The sequence below is a fragment of the Stenotrophomonas sp. EMP41 genome (genome assembly GCF_047495535.1).
Taxonomy (GTDB): domain Bacteria; phylum Pseudomonadota; class Gammaproteobacteria; order Xanthomonadales; family Xanthomonadaceae; genus Stenotrophomonas; species Stenotrophomonas sepilia.
In genome coordinates this window covers 3701211-3721966 of the sequence record NZ_CP179923.1, presented here as the reverse complement: position 1 = coordinate 3721966, position 20756 = coordinate 3701211, and the positions used below count along the sequence as shown (strand labels likewise).

Sequence of the window (20756 nt, the reverse complement as noted above, 5' to 3'; positions counted from 1 at the left end):
ATGAGGGGGTAAACTGGCGTGCCCCGCACGAGTTGAACGCAATGGACATGGGCCGCAGGCAATCGACCATCGAACTGGTCGCCATCGACATGGATGGCACCCTGCTGGACCCGTCGCACCAGCTCACCCCCCGCGCCAGGAAGGCCATCGCACAGGCGCGCGCACTGGGCGTGCACATCGTGCTGACCAGTGGCCGCCCGGTTCCGGGCCTGGCGCCGTACCTGCACGAGCTCGGCATCAACGGCAACGACGACTACTGCATCGCCTGCAATGGCGGCCTGGTGCAGCGCATCGGCACCCGCGAAACCGTGGTCGAGTATCCGCTCAGCTTCGACGATTTCCTGTTCTGCGAGCAGGTCGCCCGCGACCTGGGCGTGCACTTCCAGGCGCTGGACAGCCAGCGCATGTACACGCCCAACCAGGACATCAGCTACTACACCGTGGCCGACTCGCATCTCTCGCGGATGCCGCTGTCGTATCGCCGCGTGGAGGACATGGACCCGTCGATGTCCTTCATCAAGCTGATGATGATCGACGCGCCTGACGTGCTGGATGCCGCCATCGCGCGCCTGCCCAGCGCGCTGACCGAACGTTTCGCGGTGCTGAAGAGTGCGCCGTTCTTCCTCGAAGTGTTCGACCACCGCGCCGGCAAGGGCCCGAGCCTGCAGAAGCTGGCCGAGCACCTGGGCATCGACCGCGCCAACGTGATGGCCATCGGTGACCAGGAGAACGACCTGACCATGCTGCAGTACGCCGGCACCAGCGTGGCGATGGGCAATGCCATCGACGCGGTGAAGGCAGTGGCGCGGTTTGAGACCAGCAGCAATGCTGATGACGGCGTGGCGCACGCCATTGAGGCCTACGTATTGCGTTGAGGCGCCAAGCGGCGCTCAGCGCCTCAGGCCCAGCACGCAGTGCGGAGCATCGCGCTGGCTGCGGACGATGATCTCCTGCGCTCCTACGGTGAGCGAATGGTGCTGCTCGTGGTTCCGCGCGATCAATGGCGCACCATGGCTGGGTGGATAGATGAATGGCTGCAGGGTGTAACGCTTAGCCAACCGCTCCAGTGGGAAGCATGGCGTATCCACGAACGTGACGAACAGAAGGCGGATTTCATCGTCCTCGCCGCGTATAACGCGATACTCCACGTTATCGATGGCAAAGCCATCGGCGGTCAGCATCGGCTGTGACCGGTAGATGCGCGGTCCTGCATCCTTCTCAAATGAAAACGGCGCGATGATGCCCAGCTCATGCAACTGGGCCGGGCTGATCGGCGACGGCGTGGTGACGAGCGCGTCGATCAGGGCATCCAGAAGCTGTGGGGAACGCACTTCAACTCTGTCGTGCGATAGCGCAGTTTCCATGCACGAAAGCAACATCATGCCAACGCTGGCTATTGCTTTCCAGGTGGTCCAGCGGGTCATCAAGGCTCCTGCCAATCTGGAATCGGGTATCTGAAGATACCGGACAGGACGATACCTGCGTATAGCCGCGCTGTACCACGGTGCAATGGCGGATGCGGCAGTGCGATGCAAGAATTTCGCACGTCGAAATCACCCCACCGAACCCCACGGCAGATGATCGTCTTCGTCTGCTGACCGGCGCGCAGCGCGCCGTCACCCCCTCAACGCGATCGCACCGCCAGCCAGGGCGCCGACACCGGTGCTGCAACGCGCTGGGCGTGCGCCTGCGCCGCTCTCTCCCTGCACCTGGATCTGCACATGAACACCCCACCCACGACGCGCCTCGCCCTGGCCATCATCGCGGCCATCACCGCACCTGCGTACGCCGCAGAAATGCACGATGCCGCGCACGACACGCCCACCACGCTCAACGCCCTGCAGGTCATTGCCACGCCGCGCGGTGCGGCGGTGGCACCGACCCAGGTGGTCGGCCCCAACCGCTACATCATCAAGGCAGAAGACCTCGACGCGATGGTCACCGGCAACAACGGCCTGGCCATGCTCAAGCAGGTGCCGGGCGCCAGCTACACCGCCACCGACGGGTTGGGCCTGGATATCTCGGCGACCAGCCTGTTCGTGCGCGGCTTCCGCATGAATGAAATGGGCATTACCTTCGAGGGCGTGCCGCTGAACGACAACGGCTTCCTGTCGCTCACCGGCACCAGCGTGGTGAACGTGGGCGTGCCCGACGGCATCGGTGCGATCACGGTGAGCCCCGGTGGCGCACCGGCCAGCGTGTTCTCCAGCAGCGTCAATGGCGGCAGCCTGGAATACCGCCTGCGCGAGCTGCAGGACACGCCCAGCCTGCGCGTGAAGCAGGGCGTGGGCAGCAACAACACGTTGGTCACCACCGTGTCCGGGCAGAGCGGCCAGCTCGGCGAGCAGGGCCCGAAAGTGCTGGTCGACCTGCAGCGCGTGTCCGCCGACAAGTACCAGGGTGGCGGCACCCAACACTTTCTGCGCGGCGACCTGAAGCTGCAGCAGGATGTCGCCTGGGGCGATGTCACCGTATTCCTGTCCGACAGCAAGGCCAAGGTCTGGGGCTACAACAACATCTCCTTCGACATGATCCGCAAGCTGGGCTGGAAGGCCGACAGCTTCTATCCGGACTATGCGTGGGCCTGGTACGTGGCCTCGCCGGAGAACGCCGACAAGTCCTGTGGTGCATACACCTGCGGTGAGCTGTCCGAACTGATTCCGTACGACACCGGCCAGATCACGCGCGACCGCGTGTCCTCGGTGAACCATCGCTTGCAGATCAGCCCCGCGCTGAGCGGCAACGTGCAGCTGTACAACGCCAACAGCCACACCCAAGCCACGCTGACCGACCCGACCGTACCGTCGCCCAACGGCGCGCCGTTCTCCGAACAGGTGCAGACGCCGCGTGTGAATCGGCTGGGTGGCATGGTCAACCTGCAGTTCGAGACCGGCGCGCAAACCTTCACTGCCGGTTTCTGGCAGGAGAAGAGCAAGGCCGCGGCCAAGACCGAGTGGTACCAGCAGCCACTGCTGGGCGAGGGCCCGCCGCTGAAGGCCACTGGTCCGTTCGATGTGTACGGCCCCGCGTTCAAGACCGACAACGCATCGAGCTGGGTGACCCGCTCGCGCCAGTTCTACCTGCAGGACGACATCGTGCTGAACGACACGCTGAAGCTGGGCCTTGGCTTCAAGGCCGTGGACTTCCGCACCCGCGGCGGCGGCCTCGGTGATGCCAAGGACCGGCCGGTGAACGGCACGCTGCGCGCGAAAAGCAACTTCCTGCCGCATGTCTCGCTGTTCTGGAGCCCGACCGGATCCACCGATGCCTTCATCGACCTGGCCAACACCATGAACGGCTACCGCGTCGCCCAGCGCGGCAACATCGGCTACACCGCCTCAGCGTGGACCATCACCGACCAGGAGGAGTTTGACCGCGTGGCGGGTACGCTGCGGCCGGAGAAGAACTGGAACCTCACCGTGGGCGCATCGCATCGTTTCGACCGGCTGACGATCACCGGCGATGTGTTCTACAACGACATCCGCAACCGCTTGCTGTCGGCCGCCATCGGTACCCAGTTCGCGCAGATCAACACCGTGCGGCTGATGCCGAAGATGCACGTGATCGGCGCCGACCTCGGCATCACCGCCGACCTGAGCGACCACCTGCAGTTCTACCAGGGCGTGGCCGTGGCCCGTTCGTACTACGACAGCGATTTCGTGGTGGGCGACACGGTGTACCCGATAAAGGGCAACGCGCAGCCGGGCTACCCGCAGATCTCGTTGGTCAGCGACCTGTCCGCCCACTTCGGTGACTGGCGCTTCGGTGCCACCAGCACCTCTTACCTGCGCCAACCTTTCACCTACGAGAACGACATCCGCGTACCGACCTTCTGGCAGGTCAACACCTATGCCGCCTACCGCTTCGGTGCCGACAGCGCCGTGCCCGGCCTGGAGCTGCGGCTGGACGTGAGCAACCTGCTCAACCGCCACAACATCGGCACCGCCACCATCGCCGGCTCGTCATTCTCGGGGGATTACCAGACGCTGCAGCGCAGCGCGCCACGGCAACTGATGTTCAGTACCTCGATGGCGTTCTGAGGCGATGAGGGTGGGGTCAGAGCCCTTTGCTGCGCAAAGGGATCCGACCCCGCAGCCATCCCGTGATCGGGGGTCAGATCCCTTTGCACGGCAAAGGGCTCTGACCCCAAAACCCGCCCGGAAGCCCGCCTTGCGCAATCAACAGGGATTTTCTGGCGGCGACGCAAGGTTCCCACAATGTTGCTGGGTCATGCTGTTGGCATGGCACAGCACACCCCGCCAACCAGATTGTTCGGCATCGGCGGCCCACGACGGCCCCGGCCGGCGCTTTCCGTGGCGCCGGCGATCGACTTGCAGGGCGAATACCAGTTCTGGCAGGTCTACGAACGCGTGGTCCGCCCGCTGCCCGGCGGCGGGCTGCGCCGGGCCTGGCTGGTGTGCCAGAAGGTGTACCGGGACCGCCTGCGGTTCCCGCATGACACCCGTGAAGCCGCGCTGGCGCGTGTGCTTTTCGGCAGCAACAGCACGCCCGAGCGCGCAGCCGAACTGCGGGACCTCTTCGGCCTTGTCAGCCGCCGCATGGCGTCCGTTGCCGTCCGGCGACAAGCGCCCACGCCGGGAAAGTGAATCACTGGCCAGGAATCGACACGCGTTGATGGCTTTCTCTCGGTCCGCCTGCTTTTGGCCTATTCTGGGGCGGGCCGGTAAGGACGGGAAACGATGGAAATCAGACGATCTGCACGCCTTGTGATCGTTGCTGAGGATGCGGTGTTGCTGTTCCGGTATCACGATGAACACCACGCTCCCTTCTGGGCTACACCGGGTGGGGAGCTTCTGCCCGGGGAGGGATATGCGGACGCCGCACGGCGTGAGCTCAGGGAGGAGACCGGATTGGATCTGCCGATAGGCGTGCGGCTGGAAAAGCGCGATGCCGTCTACGCGGTCGCCCGATCAACGCCCGCGCGATGGCTGGAAGAGTATTTTCTGGCCCGCAGCCCCAACCAGCCCGACATCCAGCGTGACGGATGGACGGAGGAGGAAAATGCCACGATCAGGGCGTGGAAATGGTGGCGCGTAGAAGAGATGAGAGAACAGCCTGCTTCCCTGTTCAAGCCGGAATGGCTGCCGGATCTTTTTGAACGTGTGCCCGCATGACGCGGCCTGATTCTGCACGCTGCGATTACGTGCTCGCCTTCCCGCGGTCCAACTGCCGGTAGCCAATGGCCTCGGCCAGATGCGCCGTCTGGATCGTTTCGCAACCCGCCAGATCGGCAATCGTGCGCGCCACCCGCAGAATCCGGTGCATCGCCCGCGCCGACAGCTGCAGGCGCTCGATGGCCTGTTCCAGCATGTCCTGATCTGCCTCGCTCAGTCGGGTACAGGCCCGCAGTGCCGCCGGCGGCAGATGCGCGTTGAGCCCGCCACGCACCTGCTGCTTGGCATGGGCGGCTTCCACCCGTGCACGTACCGCAGCACTGGGCTCCCCCAGCGGCGTGCTCTCCCGCAACTCCACTGCGTCCATGCGCGCCACACTGATGTGCAGGTCGATACGGTCCAGCAACGGACCAGACACCCGCGCACGGTAACGGTTGATACGCTCGTCGCTGCACAGGCAGCGGTTGCTGCGGTCACCGGCCCAGCCGCAGGGGCAGGGATTCATCGCCGCCACCAGCTGGAAGCGCGCCGGATATTGCACGCTGCGTGCCGCGCGGGCGATGCGGATGTGGCCGGATTCCAGCGGCTCGCGCAGGGTCTCCAGCGCGCTGCGGTTCCATTCTGGAATTAGGTAATCCTGTGTCATGTCACGCGGCTACACTGTATCCGAGGGACTCCACTCGGGAGGTCATCCTATGCTTCTGCTGATAATGAAGGCGCGTGATCCCAGCCTGTTCAGTCGGCTTCTTCCTGGCGGCACCCAACTGGGGACCAACATAGCAAGCAGGCTTCCTGAAGGCTTTCCATTGCTCATCGATGGTGAGGGAAAGCTAAATTGGGCCTGCTTTTGCTATCTGTTGGAGAAGTACCGGATTGATAGTGCTCGGGATCGTCGGAGGACGCTCCAGACCTATGCCGAAGGATTGAAGGACTGGTTACAGTACCTTGAGGCTCAGGAAGTGGACTGGACTAGGCCACCTCCAGTGGCGCTGAGTGATTTCAGGAGGTCCATGGCACAGGGAATCGGGCGACGGCATCCTGCCTCAAACGCTACAGTCAATCTAAGAACTGCAATTGTCAGGGACTTCTATGCCTTCCTGGCGGATTGGACCAGATGGCGCCTCCATCATCCCTCGGAAGAAATCGACCGATATCCGATTGATAGGTTTCTGCATGCGGCATCGAAAGTGGCAGCCGCCAAAGCCTACAAGAAGGCTCCGAAGGCGCTCTCCGCCCAAGATGCTCAGCGGATCCATGCTGGACTGAAGCTTCCCTACTCGCTGATGTTCAAGTGGTGCGTCGCCACGGGACTTAGGCGGACCAACGTTGCAAATTTGACTATCGCGCAACTCCCTGAAGAAGTCGCAGAAATTGCCTACATAAGGCTGATAGTAAAGGGAGGGAAGCCGCTAGATGTCCCTGTTACCAGAGCTCTAATGAGTGCGACTTGGGACTACGTTGAAACGGTTAGGCCGAGGCTTCTGTCGAGGACGCGAATAGAAACGGATCACCTCTTCGTCAATGAAAAGGGGATGCCTGCTACTTCAAGCTCCTACTACAGCGCATTTCGACGTGCCGCAATGCTGGCTGGCATAAACGCGTCACCTCACTCTGCACGTCATACCTTTGCCGCTCAGATGAACGCTGCACTCGAGCGATGCGCGGCGAATGGTGTCGGGATAAATCCGACCAAAGTTTTGCAGCACATTCTTGGTCACTCCAGTCCTGCGACGACAGAACTGTACCTGGAGACCGTTAAAGCGATGGACCTCGGAGTGCTGCGAGCGCTGATCGAAGTTCAGGAGAGCCTTGAATGAAGAATGGCACCCTCGTCATCAGGTTTGTGAGCGACATCCCGGGGCGTGACGTGGACTCATACGACTTCAGTTTGTTGGGCCTCAAGCCTACGAACGCATTGCATCTAGCAAAGTCGTTCGAGGCATTGACGGCGACCTACAGGTCCGAAAGCAGGAAGCAAGCTTGGGCTTCGGTAAGAAAGTACTGCAGATACTTGACGACTCGGCATAGCCCGGATACGGCGATGAAGTCTCAATCAGTCATCAAGGACTTCCTCCGCGATATGGCTAATAAAGTTCGCCAGTCAACGGCCATCTCTCACTACAACTTCATCGCAGCAATCTACAGATGGCTGTCGCTTAACGACACCGCAAACACAATTGTATGGATGAATGTTGATTCTGGTCCTTGCGGACTGACGCGAGAGGCGAAGTCTATACGTAGTATCAGGCTGTCTGTCAGCGACCTCTCTATGATCTTGTCAGCTAGTAAGAGGGGCATTGATCGGGTGCGTCGACGATTAGCAGTTGGCGAGACCGCGATCAGAACGGGTGAATGTGAGGAACTCTCTGACCGTGACGTCGCCACATTGGTGGGCATCCATAGGGGGTTGCAGCGAGGAGTGCTAGCCAAGCATAGGCTGACAAAGAGCGGCTTGATTCAGCACAGTTGCCGATATAGGGAGGTTCGTCGATACGCCGTCTTGGACGCACGCGATCTCATCCCATATCTCATTTGTCTGATGTGCCAGACACTCGCTAATCCTCAGTCGGCAATGGAGATCTCTGTGGACTGTGTTGAAGCGCACCCGGTTGACCCGTTGAAAAGGCGTGTCATATGGGACAAGTACAGGGCCGGGCGGCAGCAGGTGCTAGACGTGAGTGCAGATGGCCGTTACTCAGTTCCTGCTCTGGTAGAAGATATCACCCTAAGGACGCGCGCTTTACGCCCCATTGCTGGTGACTTTGCAACGCGCTTGTTCATCAGCCCGTTTGGGTCGGAAGCAAGGACACCCGTTGCCCAGTGTTGGCACGAAGCGCTAGCCGAATTCATTAAGGAGTATGATCTTCCGGACTTCAACTTCGTCGACATTCGCGCGTCTGGCGCAGAAGCTCTGAGCACATCCGGTGTTGGGATTGAGTCCATACAGAGGAAGATGCAGCACAGCGATCCTAGGACAACGCAGCGGTATCTGAGTCAGCATCCTCCCTCGTCGCAAGCTCGAAGGAAAGTTGCGACGTTCATTGGCAAGGTTCTGAAAGAGGCTAGGCGTCCAGCGGCGCGGCGCTATGAAACTGTGACGGGATTGCAGTGCTCTGACCCGGCGTCTGGGGTCGCGCCGCAGTCAATTGTGGGGAAGGAGTGTCTCCAGTACCTGCAGTGCGCAACATGTCCCAATAGCGTTGTCGTGATTGACAGCCCGAAGCATGTGTCCAGGATGCTCGCGGCACTGAGTTCGCTGGAGCGAATGAAGAAGGAAGCAGCTAAATCAGTCGATGTCCGGGCACGCTATCTGGCAGCTTATGAAGCAACACACCAGGTTCTGCTGGCATTACTGGAAAGGGTTCCCGCAAAGGTTCTTGAAGTAGCGAGGCCGCTTGCGCTGAAGATCCCGCAGCTGAGTATGGAGTGATCTATGAAGAGGGTCCGATCTGCGCCCGAGAAGGTTGCTTTCGATCTCGCCAAATTTGGTGTTCGGTATGAAGATGGCTGCTGGGAGCTCCGTCACTACGTTCTTGGTGAGTCCTATCATAGGGTCTGCTTAGACTTCCTTAAGCTTCCCTCCGCTTGGAGGTCTTCCGCGAAGGACTACTTTGCCAAAACTCTTCTGGGGTTGGTTCCACGGGCGTCAACTATCCCACTGACGTTGAGAGAGCGGTTCTACGCCATCAAGTCTTTCGCTGTCTGGTGTAAAGAACAAGGCGCTGCGTCGCCCAAAGAAATTGATTCTGAGCTGATTGAGTATTGGGGGCGCAAGGTTGTCGGATTTCAGAAGGGAAGGCGCATCACGCCGCGGGCGGAGGCCTGTCGGTCTACGAACGTGGAGGATTTTCTAAGAGGACATACTGACTGTTCTGCCGAGGTGCGTGCCGCCTGCTCTGCGGTCGCGCAGCGATCGCGCAAGAGAATTAGGATGGCTGGGAATGAGGCCAGAACTGACGCTCTCGGCGAGGATCTGATTCTAAGGGTGCTGAGGGACGCACTGGTCGTGGTACAGGAGGACGCACCGGAAGTACTTAGGCTCGTCAGCAAGTTCGCCGGACCCAGGGCCACCAGGAGTGCCAGACGTGGATGTCGTCATTGGCACTCAGAGTGGGTAGGGGATCGGCCCAACTTTAGCTCTGAGGCCATGAAGAGGCTTGGAGAACGCACGTTTTTGAGCGAAGAGCGGATGATTGGGACGGTGATCGGAGCTGCTATCGCGGTGATCGCGCTTCTTTCGGTTATGCGAACGTCTGAGTTGCAGCGACTATGTGTCGGGTGTGTTGAGAAAGAGGGTGACGATGAGTTCGGCAGTTGGGTCATCAAAGGAATTCTCGCCAAAAGTGGGCGTGCCCACACTTGGATAGTCGTCCCAGAGGTCAAAGCTGCTGTGGAGGCAATTGAGCTATTGGGGGCAGAAGGACGCGCCAATAGCGGCACTAAGGCGCTATTGGCAGCGCGAGTGGTGAGCAGAAAGCCGTATCTAAGTGGCCGGGCGCGCGCACCATCCAAGGTCGCATGGGCTTCGATGCTGCTATGCAGAGTGAGAGAGTTCGCTCTGCTTTCGTGCCCTGAGGGAGGAGCGGCGCTGGAGCGCCTGAGTTTTCGGAAAACCCGGAGATTCTTAGCCCGATTCGTTGCAAGGCGAGATCGCTCTAGTCTCGGTGCCCTTGCATTTCAGTACGGCCACTTGGATGCGCAGATTACTGATACCTACTACGTAGGCAGCGACCCAGAGCTGACCAAGCTGCTGAACGAAGAATCCTGCTTAGAAGTGATCAGGGCCATGGAGGATATTGCGCGCTCAAATTCGGTACATACGAATATTCCTGCTGAAGTGATGGAAGCGACTAGGCAGAGGATCGAAGCTGTATTGTCGCGCGCGAGCACCCAGAAGGAAGTATTCCGAATGCTGGGCGCCGGAGTTGTTCTGGGTCCTTGCGATTGGGGGTACTGCTTCTACCGGCAAGGCCGATCAAAGTGCGAGGGGAATGAAGACGGGCCGAACAAGGCGAATAGAACTCCAACTACGTGTGCGAGCTGCTTGAACTTCGCTGCGACGCCTCGGCATGCCGAGTGGTGGAGGCGGCGCGTTGCTGACTTGGAAGAGTTCGCCAGGTTTCGAGGAACGCCGGCGCAGTCCAAGAGGATCGCCGCTGAGAGATTGGCACAGGCAATGAAGATTCTCTCTGCCATTGGGGGAAGTGATGAACCGTGAGTGTCTTTTGACGGAGTTCGAGCTGCAGCTGGCGGCTTGGAGGGCGGGTGGCAAAAGGCCATCAGTTAGATCGGTCGCAGAAGGCTGTGGGATCTCGAGACAGTCCGTCTATCGGTCCCATCAATGCGTGGTTGCAAAGATTGCTGAGCTCTCAGACCCGCAAAAGCGCGAAAGGGACGTAGCCTTGAAGATCGATCTTCTTCGAGAGCGACTCAGGCGCGAGGTTGAGAAGGTCGGGATTCTTACCACGTTGTGTGGTGAGCTGGCAGCGGCCCTGCATGATGCCCGTGAGGAGCTGGCCTTTGCGCAGTCAACGGTTGAGCGACTCCGAATGAAGAAGGGGCGAGGATGAGGTTCGGCAAGCCTGTAGCCACATTCTGAGGACCTTTGTGCCGATGCCTGGTCAGTTCTCTGACTGGAATTCAGTAAGCGCAGCCCTCAAGACTTGGTGGGGCACTGTTGCGAGCAGCTCTGCAGGCGATCGCCCATCCAGAAGGGCATGGCCGGAGAGAAACCATTCAATCTCTGACCAACCAGTGGTTCGACCCTTGGCGTCGAGAAACTGGCCGGTGCGCCGAATCGATCCCAGGATCTCTGCGAGGTATCGGACCGGCTTGCCATCGCAACCGAACTGCCAAGGTGGAAAGTGCCAGCTGCCGCCCGAGTCAGGTAGATAGGCTGCCAGAAGTCTTCCTTCACGAAACCACCGCATAGCGAATGGCACTTGGCCGCTTCGCCCGTCGCTAAGAGCTCGCTCCACTTGGGTTGCAGTCGGCCATCGGGTGGCGAGGTCCGTTCGCCGCGCGACTGCAAGATGCTCTAGTGAGATCGGGCTTCCAATGCTTCGCATAGAGGTTAGCTCCGGCTGAGTGAGGGACACTCAAGGGGATTGGCACAGGTTGTCGAGACGACAAGCCCGTGCGATGGGTGGTGCCCCCGGTCGGGCTCGAACCGACACAAGCCGCTTATCTGGCGCTGACGGGTTATAAAACCGCTGCTCTACCTATTGAGCTACAGGGGCATGTCAACGGACGATGCCTCCGTATTCGGTGATATGAAGCGAAGATCTCATTCATAGGGCACCATCACCGGCGAGAAGATCCCGGTTGAGCTCCGCAACCCGGACGACATCCAGGAAGACGGTTTCGGCCAGATAGATCGACAACTGTCGTAGGAGGCTATCTCTAAATGCGTCAGCGCCTGAGTCGCGCTCCGTCACGCCCAGTCGGAAGTCGGTCACGGCCTGAACCTCCGGACCAGATACGCCATCCCGGACCTCACGAACGGACCAACTCAAGATCACTTCGATCATCTTGTCTCCTCATCCGGCGGGATGCGGCCAATACCCAAGCGCAAAGCCGGCCAAGCATACGGGGTTAGCTGGACGGGTCCGCCTGATACTACATGATTTTCGTGTAATCGGTGAGTGAGTCATACCGTACCTGTCGCCCAAGCTTGGCGATGGTTCGATGGCCCGAAAAACGATCTACCAGGCCGAGTACAGAAGCCTGATCGAAGCCCTACGTCGACGACGTGAGGCACTTGCAAGAAGCCAGACGGAGGTCGCGAAGGCACTGGGCTGGTCCCAGCAGGCCCTGTCGGCGGTAGAAGCAGGAGCGCGCCGCCTCGACATCATTGAATTTGTTCAGCTATGCCGGGTGCTCGAAATCTCTAAGGAAGACGCATTTGCCCTCCTAACCGATCTCCAGTCCGATTCGGTCTGATGATCACGGAATTCTGCCCCTGACCTGTTGCATCCGAGGATAGATGGGATCACATCACTGTGTTCGGAGAGCTTAAGGATTACCCGGTCGCCGGGCACAGCCGCTTTTTTATGCAGAAGAGGCTTGATCGTAACAAGCCTGATCCCATCTCTGTCTAGCCGGCAGGCTTGCCACACACTGGGGTCTAAGTGGGAAAGCCGGAGCACAATGCGGTATTGGGAGCTGAAGTTTGAGCCGGCAGGCCTGCGGTGAAGGGAGGGCTGCGGAACTGGCGAGAGCGGCTGAGTCCTGCGCGGTATTGAGATGGGACCGCGCCTCGCGTAGGTGCGTCTGCGATGGCAGGCATACACCTTGGGAACAACGCTGTGTGTGCTCTTCTGATGGGTTGACGTAGCGAGACTCGTCTACTGTGACGCGCTGTGATCCGCGGAAATCTACAGACTCATCATCCTTGGATGCAAGCGCTATTGATTCAGATGCATTGACCGTCATTGCTGAGACCACAAGCAATGTCGCGGACAGTGCATCACGGCGTATCGGCCATCCTTTGACTTGAGCGAGTTTCCACGATGGAGAGTCGGAGAGGCCGGGACGAAAGCCAAGCGCAGCCCAGGACGGTTGCCTCTATCGCCGTTCTGCCATAGGCCGGTTTTGGATGAACAATGTCCGCGATGTTGCGTGAATACCGGCAGGGGAGCAGGCTCATAGCCTGGCGCTTTGGGAGGGCTCGCAAGCTTAAATTAACATCCGAGTATCGGTATGCTCGGATAACGCCGCCCCGGGGGAGCTTATGAGTGACGAGGAGTACGTAGCTAAGAAGCGCAGTGACAGGGTCTATGTTTCCCGGCCATTCAAGATCGGAGCTAGTAAGGATACGGATGCTCGCTACGTTACTAGGGTCTTTGATGATGGACAGAGATCCTGCTTCGACTCGGTAGACGATGAGATCGTGATCAGGGCGACTCATGACGACAAGGTGCAGATCAAGGCCGTTGTTACAAGTGACGGGGAGGGGCTAAGGCATCTGACGTTGCAGAGCTTCCGCATCTATAAAGACGGCATACGGCCGAACGAGCAGTACGGCATCAATCTGCGCGGGCCGGAGATTGCTGAGTTTGTCGAGTTCGCACAGCTCGTCAGCTCCATGCAGCTTAATAACACCGGAAAGTTGCGCTTGGATCGAGCGTCGCTCGCGCACGTCGATGTGGACATGGATTCAGCAGCAAGGGCTTGGATTGCTAGGCACCCAGATGCCCTGCGTGAGCTTGTAGCGAATGAGGCCACATCGCGAGACGTAGTGGCGGTCGCATACCGGCGCAAGCAGTTGGCGAAATTCGAGCGTCTTCTGCACGAGGACGCCTACTTCGATAAGGTGACCGCCGATCACTTCAACGGACGCAAGGAGGCGACCTGGCAGGCATTTTTCGAGCGTAATCGGTGGATCTTCGGGTACGGCCTTTTTCATCTGTCCGCTGATGGATTCAGCAATGAGAAGTTGGAGCAGGTGGTAGCAGGTTCGACCGTTGCTACTCCTGGAAAACGCATCGATGGTCTTCTGAGGACGCGAGGGCGGATTAGCGCTGCATGCCTGGTCGAGATCAAGCATCACCGGACTCCGCTGCTTGCCAAGGGCAGCTATCGGGCAGGGACGTGGCAACCGTTGCAAGAGCTCACGGGAGCTGTCTCTCAGATCCTGATGTCCGTAGATGGAATGGAGCGCCAGTTCCAGCGTTTGCTAGTGATGAAGGATGACGACGGCAACCCCACCGGAGAAGAGGCGGTTGTAGCGCGTCCTCGTTCGGTAATCGTGTGTGGCTGTCTATCGGAGTTCGTGAAAGAACTTGGTGTGAACGAGGATCAATTCCGTAGCTTTGAAATCTATAGACGTCATTTGTTCTCCCCCGACATTTTGACCTTCGACGAACTCTACGAACGCGCGAGGCTCATCGTAGAATCGACGGACTAGGCGCTTAAGAGCTGCCAAGGCGAGGAGACGCATTCTAGCCCGCCGTTGCGCGTCTTCGATTAGGTGTCGTCGTTCGTGGTCGAACAGATAGGGACCCTCTTCTGGCCGAAAGCAAGTAGAGGATCTCTCGACTGATCGAGACTTGAAAGCGTTAGAGGTTCGAGACTGAGGCGCTTGTTGGTCGGCTATCGCCGCCGTAACATGAATAGGAATTGAAGTGGCCCGGCCATTCGGCAAGTGTGCAGAAAGTCGTGGGGTCACCGGTCCGCCACGTCAACTGAGAAGCCGGAATGGCTTCAGCCGTCCGAACAGAGGGAGATAGCGTGGCTCATAGTGATTTGACGCTTGAGAAGAAGATTCTTGCACTAAGGGAGGAGCGTTCTGACCTTCATCCGGACAAGAATGGTGGGGAATTTGTCTCTGCTGCCGCACAAAAGCGCTACCTGGAGATCGACGAGGAATTGGAGCAGCTTCGATCTCAAGGTCGAACCTCCGGCCAAGAGCTAATTGCGCTCTCGCAGTTGCCTGCGTTGATAGAGGCGCTGAATGGCTCAGTCCTAACTCACCGGACGTCAGCGAAAGACTTGGAGCGCGAATTCAAGCGCACCGCAGCACAGGAAATTTCGCGAAGGTACCGGACGCCAAAGATCAGCTCAGGTGTCGCTGCGACAATTGTCGCTTTCCTTTTTACACAAGCCCCTACGCTGGCGGAGCACCCTTTTTTGGGGCAGTTCTTCGCTTCGCCCTGGGGAATGATTATTCTTACCTATGCGTTCGCGACATCTCTTGCTTTGCTTGCATGGTCGTGGATTCGCGAGCGAGCGGAAGCCGCGTTGATTGCGCGATTGAGTAGCAGGAGCATGCTCGCCGAATTGGGTAGTCGCTTACATGTGTTTCCATCGGGACATCTGATTGATGAGATGGAACTTCGCTATTTTATGTTCAATGGCCTAGTAGGAGGGCGCAGGTCAGTGCTTTCTCCAGTTTTGGATGAGGAAATGCTTGATGGCGTATTCGAGATGCAGCTCCAGCGATTGGTTGAGCGAAAGGTTCTTAAGGAGTCGGCACAAAGGAGTGGTGTTGTCCGAGTGTTTGAGAAGCTGTAGGAGATTCGTTGGCTCCGGTAGTTTCGGAGGCAAACGACGGCGTGCTCGATTGGACTGAGGAGTGTTATCAAAGGCGAGGTGCTCGCGGTCGCCTTCAGGAGGTTGTAGCAGAATCATTGGATTCCCGGGCAAGTTCCAACTGCTGAGACTCTTTCGGAGTCTTAGCGTGTACGGTACTCCTGGTTGGTGAGCCGCACCTTTGCGTGCCTTAGTCTGCGCCGGTTACACCTATCAAGCTTACAAGCAGCTTGACAACCTAACCGGCATCTTCTCGGATCAAAAGCAGAGATCAATCTGCCAGGAAAACAGCATCCGCACGGGCCTTCAGCTCCTTTGTCTTCCTTCGGTCGCGGCTCTCCAGATACTCACAAAGACGTGATCGAACGAATGGAAGCATTCTCAGCTTCTGGGAAGATTGATCAAGGATTGAGCCTTCACTTTCGAACCAGTCACGAACGTCCCTTGCCTCTTGCTCACTACCAAAGACCTGCTCCAGCGCTTCCACCTGCAGATCATCCATGTAGAGAACCTGGTGTAGCCAAGAGACCTCGCGCGGACTCATCCACATAACGACGCGTTGGTGTAGCTCCTTCAAGCTGGTAGAACTACGCCCGCCACTATCGAGCTCATCGATCAAAAGCGAAAGATGGTATGGAAGACCAGAAGACTCCAGCCAAGCGCGCTCCTTCTCAGCTGTATCGACAATGCCAAACTCCGCCAGAAGCTCGTCCACTTCAACCTTCTCAAGGGGCTTGAGCACAATTGCGCGTCTAAGCTGCGCCTCGTAGTCCTTCCAGAGTGGATTTGTGGCCTTGAGCTTGAACCTCGTCAGCACGATCAAAGTTGCATCGATGTCGCTGCTCTTGAGCTTGTTTAGGAATTTGGGGATCAGAAGTCCGCCGAGCTGCTTATGAAGCGCCTCATAGTCTTCCACAACAAAGAGCAACCGTTCCAACCGCTTGATCTTCCCGTGCCCCGGCTTGAGCTTGCCTTCGTGTTCACCCAGGAGGATCGCCTTTAGATCTGCTACCAATGCATTCGCAAGGACCTCTTCAGGATCTTGCTTAGCAGCCTCACGGAGGGATGAGGTGGAACCGATACCGAGCCTTTCCCAGATACGGATGGATTCTGAAGACAAGGCCTTGATTTCACTCGCGGCCCCGGGGAGCTCGTCGGCGGCCTCCTTCACTGCCTCAGGGTCCACAAACTCTTTGACCTTCGGCACGAACATGCCGATACGCTGAACGATGGATGCACCTGACTTTATCAGCTTGGCAACTCCCTCAAGGTCTTCAGTGTTTACTCCGCGCTCTAAGAGCTCCTTGGTGATCTCACCCCTGATCTTAGAGACAGCCTCAATTGCTTCACGGGTCTTCGGGAAGTAGTAGCCTGATGGCTTCAACCCGATTCCCGGCCCAACTGCAGAGCGCACAAGCGAGCCAACCAGTTGATCAATGGCTGCGGCAGTGAACTCGCCAGTTGAGCCATCTATCCCGCGGTTAGCTCCTGCCAACTCTATCCTCAGGAAACCCATGCCATCCAAGTCAATGGATCGCATGGCCTTGGCAAACACGCTACTTTTGCCAATTCCGCTGGGGCCTTCAATGCTCTGAATCTTCAAGCCCTTGCTGGGCGATCCTGAAAGCAGATCCTCGAGCACCTGCGCCTCACGCTGACGGCCAACAAATCCTTCCATGTGAGTCTCCTGATCATGCGTAATTCAAGACGGAGTTACTTCCCTGGACGCCCACTCGGGCGCAGCCCAACAACACTCTATCGGCCGAGTTGGGGCTAACTTTACAGCCCGCAATGTGTCGGCATGCACATTCTTGAAGAATGGCTGTGGATCGAGCAATCAACCGTTCTCTTGTCGCTTTCGGTCAGTATTATCAGACACGGGCGTGGATGTGCGACGACCTGGCCGAGGCCCGCAACATCGCCTGAGCACTTTCGATCACGGAGGACCGAACGATGAACCCCTACTTTCTTGACGACACTCTTCCTACACCCACGCCTCGAATGCTACTGGGGCATCTGGCGTCAATGGAGACCATCGGCCGCCGTCAGCTCAGATTGTCCTTTGACGCGATCCCATACAGATGGGCACTTCACTCCTGGCGGCAGTACGGTGACGTTGAGCCTGAACCTGAGTACGTATCGCGGTTCTTTGAGGAGGTTCCGCTGTTTCACCTCGATGTCATTGTGCGCGGTTTCATTGAACGCGAACTCGTTGAGGCTGTAACCGAACTCGCGCCGCCCGACAGGCGCGCGGAGGGCGCCATAGTGGGGCGATGGATAGGGCTCAGGTTCCGTCCCACACCCGCTGGCAACGCGATCAGCTATTCCAGCATTACTGACGCCGGAACCACGGGGTTCTTGAGGCTTGCCCACCTCCCCGAACCACCCCTGATTGAGCACCTCAACAGGTTGAGGCCTGAAGTCACCCACGTGAATGCCGATCACTGGGCTCTCCGCGCTGTGCTTGACAGCATTCCGCGCCCCCACGCGATGGCTGTACTGGACGTGGGTCAAGCTTCTTCCAACGTGATGCTGGGTGAAACCGGGCGGCCTCTTCTCTACTTTGATGTTGGCCGGGCCATCGGGGCAAACGCGTGGACCACCCCCGCTGCGCTCAAGTTCTGCACCTGCCCAAACAACAAATCACCGGCCCCCGTTCTCATTTCGCATTGGCACGAGGATCACTACACCGCCACGTCATTGGACCCGGACCTGTTGAAGTGCACCTGGATTGTCCCCCACACCGTCAATCCTACTCACATGGCGTTCCAGAACGGAATTCTAGTTGCCGGCTCCCAAGTGCTCCAGTTGCCCCCGGTCTTTGCCGATCTTAAGTTCGGCACGTCTGGGAGCTATACCCTTACGCAGTGCACCGGAACCGGGAACAATCTCAACAATCGTGGCAATGCCCTGATGGTGGATTGGGGTGGGTTAAACTGGTTGCTTCCCGGCGACGCCAGCTACAAGTACATCAGCTTGGTTAAGGATCGAGAATTCACCGCCGTGGTTGCTACTCATCATGGCGGCTTCTTTGCAGGCAATACTGTGCCCACAAGGGCACCCGGCTATGCCCGACTGGTGTATTCGTTCGGACCCAACAACGTCTTTGGCACGAAGATGCACCCGCTCCCCGCCTCGGTTGCCAAGCATCAGACGCAATGGAACCACGGTAACTGGAACCCAGCACTTCCGCCCGGTGTGGTGTCGCCCGGCGTCGCTGGAGACGTTCGCGCCACAGCGGTGCACGGCGGCATGCCTTTCCCATGTATTGCGCCGCCGACGCATTCTGGCGCGGTGGCGATCGGGTGGCAGGGGCCACCGGCCCTTGTGGGGTTAGCGGCACCGTGCCCGACCTGCGGGAAGTCGTTCAATATTCAGCAGACCTGAGGGGCGCGACCGCTGTGCGTATAAGCACCTTTCCGTGCAATGGTCATGCCTTAAAGCGCGCTGCGGATTCAATGGCGGTCTTCTTGCGAGCGACCCTACCGAAGTATACCTGGCTGGTAAGCGCTAGGGCCTTGCGACTGATGCCAGGCATCGAGCTGACGGCCGCGCCTTCAACGACAAAGCGCAGGCAGCACTCGTCGTGTAAAGATGCCATGGGCGGGCAGGTGGGCGATTCCGATGTGCCGAGCCCGCAAGCCCAGAAGCTAGGTTCAATGCCCAAAATATGACGTGGCGAACACGGTTGGGAGTGTCGCGAGAAGGTGCCATGTTTCCACCATGCGGAGCCGTCCCTCTAGCCCTTTGATTTTCCCGCAGCTAGCATGTGATCACCAGTTGCGCGCGCATGTCCTTGCCGTCCCTAAGGGAGGGGCATTGCAGCGAGTTGGTTCCTCCAGAGTTACGTCCGCAGCTTCAGGTTGATTATGAAAATTGACTCCGTCCAACTCCGGCAGTATCGCAACTTCGACAACGCCCACATCAACTTGGCGAAGAACAGCTTGGTGATAGGGGGCAATGACGTCGGAAAGACGAACATGATCCATGCGCTGCGCCTGCTTCTCGACAAAAGTCTGTCGGATGCCGATATCGAGCCATCGGCACACGACTTCCACTGCGCGCCGGGTGGCACTCAAGCCGATGCGTTCACTATCAGAATAGCGTTCTCTGAGGTCACTGAGGACGCTGTGCTTTCCCAATTGAAGGGATTTGTCAGTGCGGATGGTAAGTTCTTTCTTGAGTTTCGTGGCTACAGTGGTGACTACCGTTACGAAATTGCGGCAGGCCACGACCCAGGAGCTTTGGAGGTCATCCCTAGTCGCTTCTACTTGAGGTATTTGCATCTCAAGTACATCCACTCTCAACGCGACCTTGTTCGATACATCCGGTCCGAGAAGCGGCATCTGCTGAGGCTCTCCCAAGCAGCCAGAGCGAGGGACGCTGCGGAAGCGGACGTTCGGAAGCTGCAGGAGCTCAACGATCTGTTGGGTTCAGTGAACCGAGGTGTCAGAGAGCTGCACTACGTAGCCGAGGCCACGAAAGAGCTGAATGATGAACTTAAGGCACTTTCTCATCATCATGCCGGGTACACCGTTTCGCTGGATACGGGTGCCATCGGTGTCGAGCAGTTCATCGAACAGCTGGAACTGGGTGCGAGCACCAATGGATCTCGCGTGATGCTGGGTGGCGATGGGCGAAACAACCAAATTCTACTGGCCCTATGGAAGGCTAGAAGTGTGCTGGAGCACGATAAGGAAAGTGAGGTTGTCATTTACTGCGTGGAAGAGCCTGAAGCGCACCTTCATCCTCATCAGCAACGAAAATTAGCTAGCTACCTCATCAGCGCGCTTCCTGGGCAGACCATCGTTACCACTCATTCACCACAGATTGCTGCTAGCTACCGCCCTGATTCCATCGTACGTTTGTTGCGGATGGGCGGGTCTTCTAGAGCTGCGAGCAATGGCTGCTCTGCCTGCATTGATGAGACATGGACCAAACTCGGATACCGCATCAGTATCCTTCCTGCCGAGGCATTCTTCGCGTCCGCGGTCATGCTTGTTGAGGGCCCTTCGGAAATGCTGTTCTATGGTGCCTTAGCCCGAATGAGTGGCTTCGATCTTGACTACAACAACGTCTCAATTCTGTCCGTTGATGGCGTCGCATTTGACGTTTACCGAAAGGTGCTGGATGCGTTGGAGATTCCGTGGTCGATGCGGACGGACAATGATGTTTCCAAAGTGCTACTAGGTCCGCGCAATGCGCCAGTGGAACATCGCCAGTTAGCGGGCATCAATCGTGCTCTATCGTTAGCCGGCATGTCTCCCAAGCCGCACCAAGCGCCTCCTTATGATCAGGCTTCGACCATGTCGGACGGTACGTGGCAGGCCGTTAGTGCTGCTGTGGCTCCCTTCGGCATCTATCTATCTCAGGTAGATCTGGAGAACGACATTGCAAGCGAGCTACCACATCTACTCGACGGCTTTGGTGGGCACGCGCTCCAGCAGGCTGTCCAGTACCTCCAGGGAAAGAAGGCTACACGCATGCAGGAGTTTGTTGAGCATTGTGGGGGCAATCTTGTTGCCGCGCGCGATGGGAACTTGCTCAAGCCTCTCATCTATTGCCTAGATGCATCGAAGCAGATCTGAA

The 20756-nt window shown here is 58.4% G+C and carries 15 protein-coding genes, 1 tRNA gene and 1 pseudogene; 12 read left to right on the top strand and 5 right to left on the bottom strand.

Translation table 11 applies throughout. The features are described 5' to 3' along the window. The first annotated feature begins 41 nt into the window (after positions 1 to 41). A complete protein-coding gene (gene yidA, locus ACMGRF_RS17085) occupies positions 42 to 875 on the top strand; it encodes a sugar-phosphatase (protein ID WP_164283164.1) in 834 nt (277 codons plus the stop codon). Between the two features lie 15 nt (positions 876 to 890). Here the strand turns inward: yidA and ACMGRF_RS17080 are convergent, their stop codons facing one another. After that, positions 891 to 1424, bottom strand: coding sequence for a hypothetical protein (locus tag ACMGRF_RS17080; protein WP_240458948.1), 534 nt, complete (start codon positions 1422 to 1424; stop codon positions 891 to 893). Positions 1425 to 1721: 297 nt separating this feature from the next. On the opposite strand from ACMGRF_RS17080, the gene ACMGRF_RS17075 reads away from it, so the two are divergent. The 3 genes from ACMGRF_RS17075 to ACMGRF_RS17065 all read left to right on the top strand — a co-directional run bounded on the left by ACMGRF_RS17075 (position 1722) and on the right by ACMGRF_RS17065 (position 5135). Further along, the gene (locus tag ACMGRF_RS17075; protein ID WP_414485418.1) at positions 1722 to 4040 is read left to right on the top strand and encodes a TonB-dependent receptor; all 2319 of its coding nucleotides are present in this window, start codon (positions 1722 to 1724) and stop codon (positions 4038 to 4040) included. 177 nt (positions 4041 to 4217) lie between these two features. Next, positions 4218 to 4607 (top strand): hypothetical protein, encoded by a 390-nt coding sequence (locus ACMGRF_RS17070; RefSeq protein WP_164283168.1) that lies wholly within the window; start codon positions 4218 to 4220, stop codon positions 4605 to 4607. Positions 4608 to 4700: 93 nt separating this feature from the next. Beyond that, complete coding sequence (locus ACMGRF_RS17065; protein WP_099495333.1) at positions 4701 to 5135, top strand: NUDIX hydrolase; 435 nt, start codon at positions 4701 to 4703, stop codon at positions 5133 to 5135. 25 nt (positions 5136 to 5160) lie between these two features. Here ACMGRF_RS17065 and ACMGRF_RS17060 read toward each other — a convergent pair. Next, positions 5161 to 5763: pseudogene (locus ACMGRF_RS17060) on the bottom strand (ATP-binding protein); the annotation flags it as partial. 67 nt (positions 5764 to 5830) lie between these two features. Here ACMGRF_RS17060 and ACMGRF_RS17055 point away from each other — a divergent pair. From ACMGRF_RS17055 to ACMGRF_RS17045, 3 genes are read left to right on the top strand one after another with little or no spacing between them, the layout of a single operon-like run. Then, on the top strand, positions 5831 to 6952 hold the full coding sequence (locus ACMGRF_RS17055) for a tyrosine-type recombinase/integrase (RefSeq protein WP_414485417.1): 1122 nt from the start codon (positions 5831 to 5833) through the stop codon (positions 6950 to 6952). Continuing rightward, positions 6949 to 8565 carry a hypothetical protein gene (locus ACMGRF_RS17050; RefSeq protein ID WP_414485416.1) on the top strand — a complete coding sequence of 539 codons (1617 nt, stop codon included), beginning with the start codon at positions 6949 to 6951 and terminating at the stop codon, positions 8563 to 8565. Before ACMGRF_RS17055 ends, ACMGRF_RS17050 begins: the two co-directional genes overlap by 4 nt. A gap of 3 nt (positions 8566 to 8568) precedes the next feature. Continuing rightward, a complete protein-coding gene (locus ACMGRF_RS17045; RefSeq protein ID WP_414485415.1) occupies positions 8569 to 10353 on the top strand; it encodes a hypothetical protein in 1785 nt (594 codons plus the stop codon). Positions 10354 to 11281: 928 nt separating this feature from the next. Here ACMGRF_RS17045 and ACMGRF_RS17040 read toward each other — a convergent pair. Beyond that, positions 11282 to 11374 (bottom strand) — tRNA-Ile (locus ACMGRF_RS17040). Between the two features lie 51 nt (positions 11375 to 11425). Continuing rightward, positions 11426 to 11665 carry a hypothetical protein gene (locus ACMGRF_RS17035; RefSeq protein WP_057501798.1) on the bottom strand — a complete coding sequence of 80 codons (240 nt, stop codon included), beginning with the start codon at positions 11663 to 11665 and terminating at the stop codon, positions 11426 to 11428. 157 nt (positions 11666 to 11822) lie between these two features. Here ACMGRF_RS17035 and ACMGRF_RS17030 point away from each other — a divergent pair, with 157 nt between their 5' ends. From ACMGRF_RS17030 to ACMGRF_RS17020, 3 genes are all read left to right on the top strand, one after another. After that, entirely contained in the window at positions 11823 to 12077 is a 255-nt protein-coding gene (locus tag ACMGRF_RS17030; protein ID WP_248858415.1) for a helix-turn-helix transcriptional regulator, read from the top strand. A 790-nt stretch (positions 12078 to 12867) separates the two neighbouring features. Next, positions 12868 to 14043, top strand: coding sequence for a Shedu immune nuclease family protein (locus tag ACMGRF_RS17025; protein ID WP_414485414.1), 1176 nt, complete (start codon positions 12868 to 12870; stop codon positions 14041 to 14043). A gap of 290 nt (positions 14044 to 14333) precedes the next feature. Beyond that, entirely contained in the window at positions 14334 to 15149 is an 816-nt protein-coding gene (locus ACMGRF_RS17020; protein ID WP_414485413.1) for a hypothetical protein, read from the top strand. Between the two features lie 289 nt (positions 15150 to 15438). Here ACMGRF_RS17020 and ACMGRF_RS17015 read toward each other — a convergent pair whose 3' ends face one another. Beyond that, the gene (locus tag ACMGRF_RS17015) at positions 15439 to 16845 is read right to left on the bottom strand and encodes an ATP-binding protein (protein ID WP_414485412.1); all 1407 of its coding nucleotides are present in this window, start codon (positions 16843 to 16845) and stop codon (positions 15439 to 15441) included. 275 nt (positions 16846 to 17120) lie between these two features. On the opposite strand from ACMGRF_RS17015, the gene ACMGRF_RS17010 reads away from it, so the two are divergent. Both ACMGRF_RS17010 and ACMGRF_RS17005 read left to right on the top strand, forming a co-directional pair. Then, a complete protein-coding gene (locus ACMGRF_RS17010) occupies positions 17121 to 18554 on the top strand; it encodes a hypothetical protein (RefSeq protein WP_414485411.1) in 1434 nt (477 codons plus the stop codon). Positions 18555 to 19036: 482 nt separating this feature from the next. Further along, a complete protein-coding gene (locus tag ACMGRF_RS17005; protein ID WP_414485410.1) occupies positions 19037 to 20755 on the top strand; it encodes an ATP-dependent nuclease in 1719 nt (572 codons plus the stop codon). The last annotated feature ends 1 nt before the right edge of the window (position 20756 follow it).

Coding starts and splice junctions, on each gene's coding strand:
- ACMGRF_RS17050 (WP_414485416.1), top strand. CDS start 6,949: ATGAAGAATGGCACCCTCGTCATCAGGTTTGTGAGCGACATCCCGGGG.
- ACMGRF_RS17035 (WP_057501798.1), bottom strand. CDS start 11,665: ATGATCGAAGTGATCTTGAGTTGGTCCGTTCGTGAGGTCCGGGATGGC.
- ACMGRF_RS17010 (WP_414485411.1), top strand. CDS start 17,121: ATGAACCCCTACTTTCTTGACGACACTCTTCCTACACCCACGCCTCGA.
- ACMGRF_RS17015 (WP_414485412.1), bottom strand. CDS start 16,845: ATGGAAGGATTTGTTGGCCGTCAGCGTGAGGCGCAGGTGCTCGAGGAT.
- ACMGRF_RS17055 (WP_414485417.1), top strand. CDS start 5,831: ATGCTTCTGCTGATAATGAAGGCGCGTGATCCCAGCCTGTTCAGTCGG.
- ACMGRF_RS17045 (WP_414485415.1), top strand. CDS start 8,569: ATGAAGAGGGTCCGATCTGCGCCCGAGAAGGTTGCTTTCGATCTCGCC.
- yidA (WP_164283164.1), top strand. CDS start 42: ATGGACATGGGCCGCAGGCAATCGACCATCGAACTGGTCGCCATCGAC.
- ACMGRF_RS17005 (WP_414485410.1), top strand. CDS start 19,037: ATGAAAATTGACTCCGTCCAACTCCGGCAGTATCGCAACTTCGACAAC.
- ACMGRF_RS17075 (WP_414485418.1), top strand. CDS start 1,722: ATGAACACCCCACCCACGACGCGCCTCGCCCTGGCCATCATCGCGGCC.
- ACMGRF_RS17080 (WP_240458948.1), bottom strand. CDS start 1,424: ATGACCCGCTGGACCACCTGGAAAGCAATAGCCAGCGTTGGCATGATG.
- ACMGRF_RS17020 (WP_414485413.1), top strand. CDS start 14,334: ATGGCTTCAGCCGTCCGAACAGAGGGAGATAGCGTGGCTCATAGTGAT.
- ACMGRF_RS17065 (WP_099495333.1), top strand. CDS start 4,701: ATGGAAATCAGACGATCTGCACGCCTTGTGATCGTTGCTGAGGATGCG.
- ACMGRF_RS17070 (WP_164283168.1), top strand. CDS start 4,218: ATGTTGCTGGGTCATGCTGTTGGCATGGCACAGCACACCCCGCCAACC.
- ACMGRF_RS17025 (WP_414485414.1), top strand. CDS start 12,868: ATGAGTGACGAGGAGTACGTAGCTAAGAAGCGCAGTGACAGGGTCTAT.
- ACMGRF_RS17030 (WP_248858415.1), top strand. CDS start 11,823: ATGGCCCGAAAAACGATCTACCAGGCCGAGTACAGAAGCCTGATCGAA.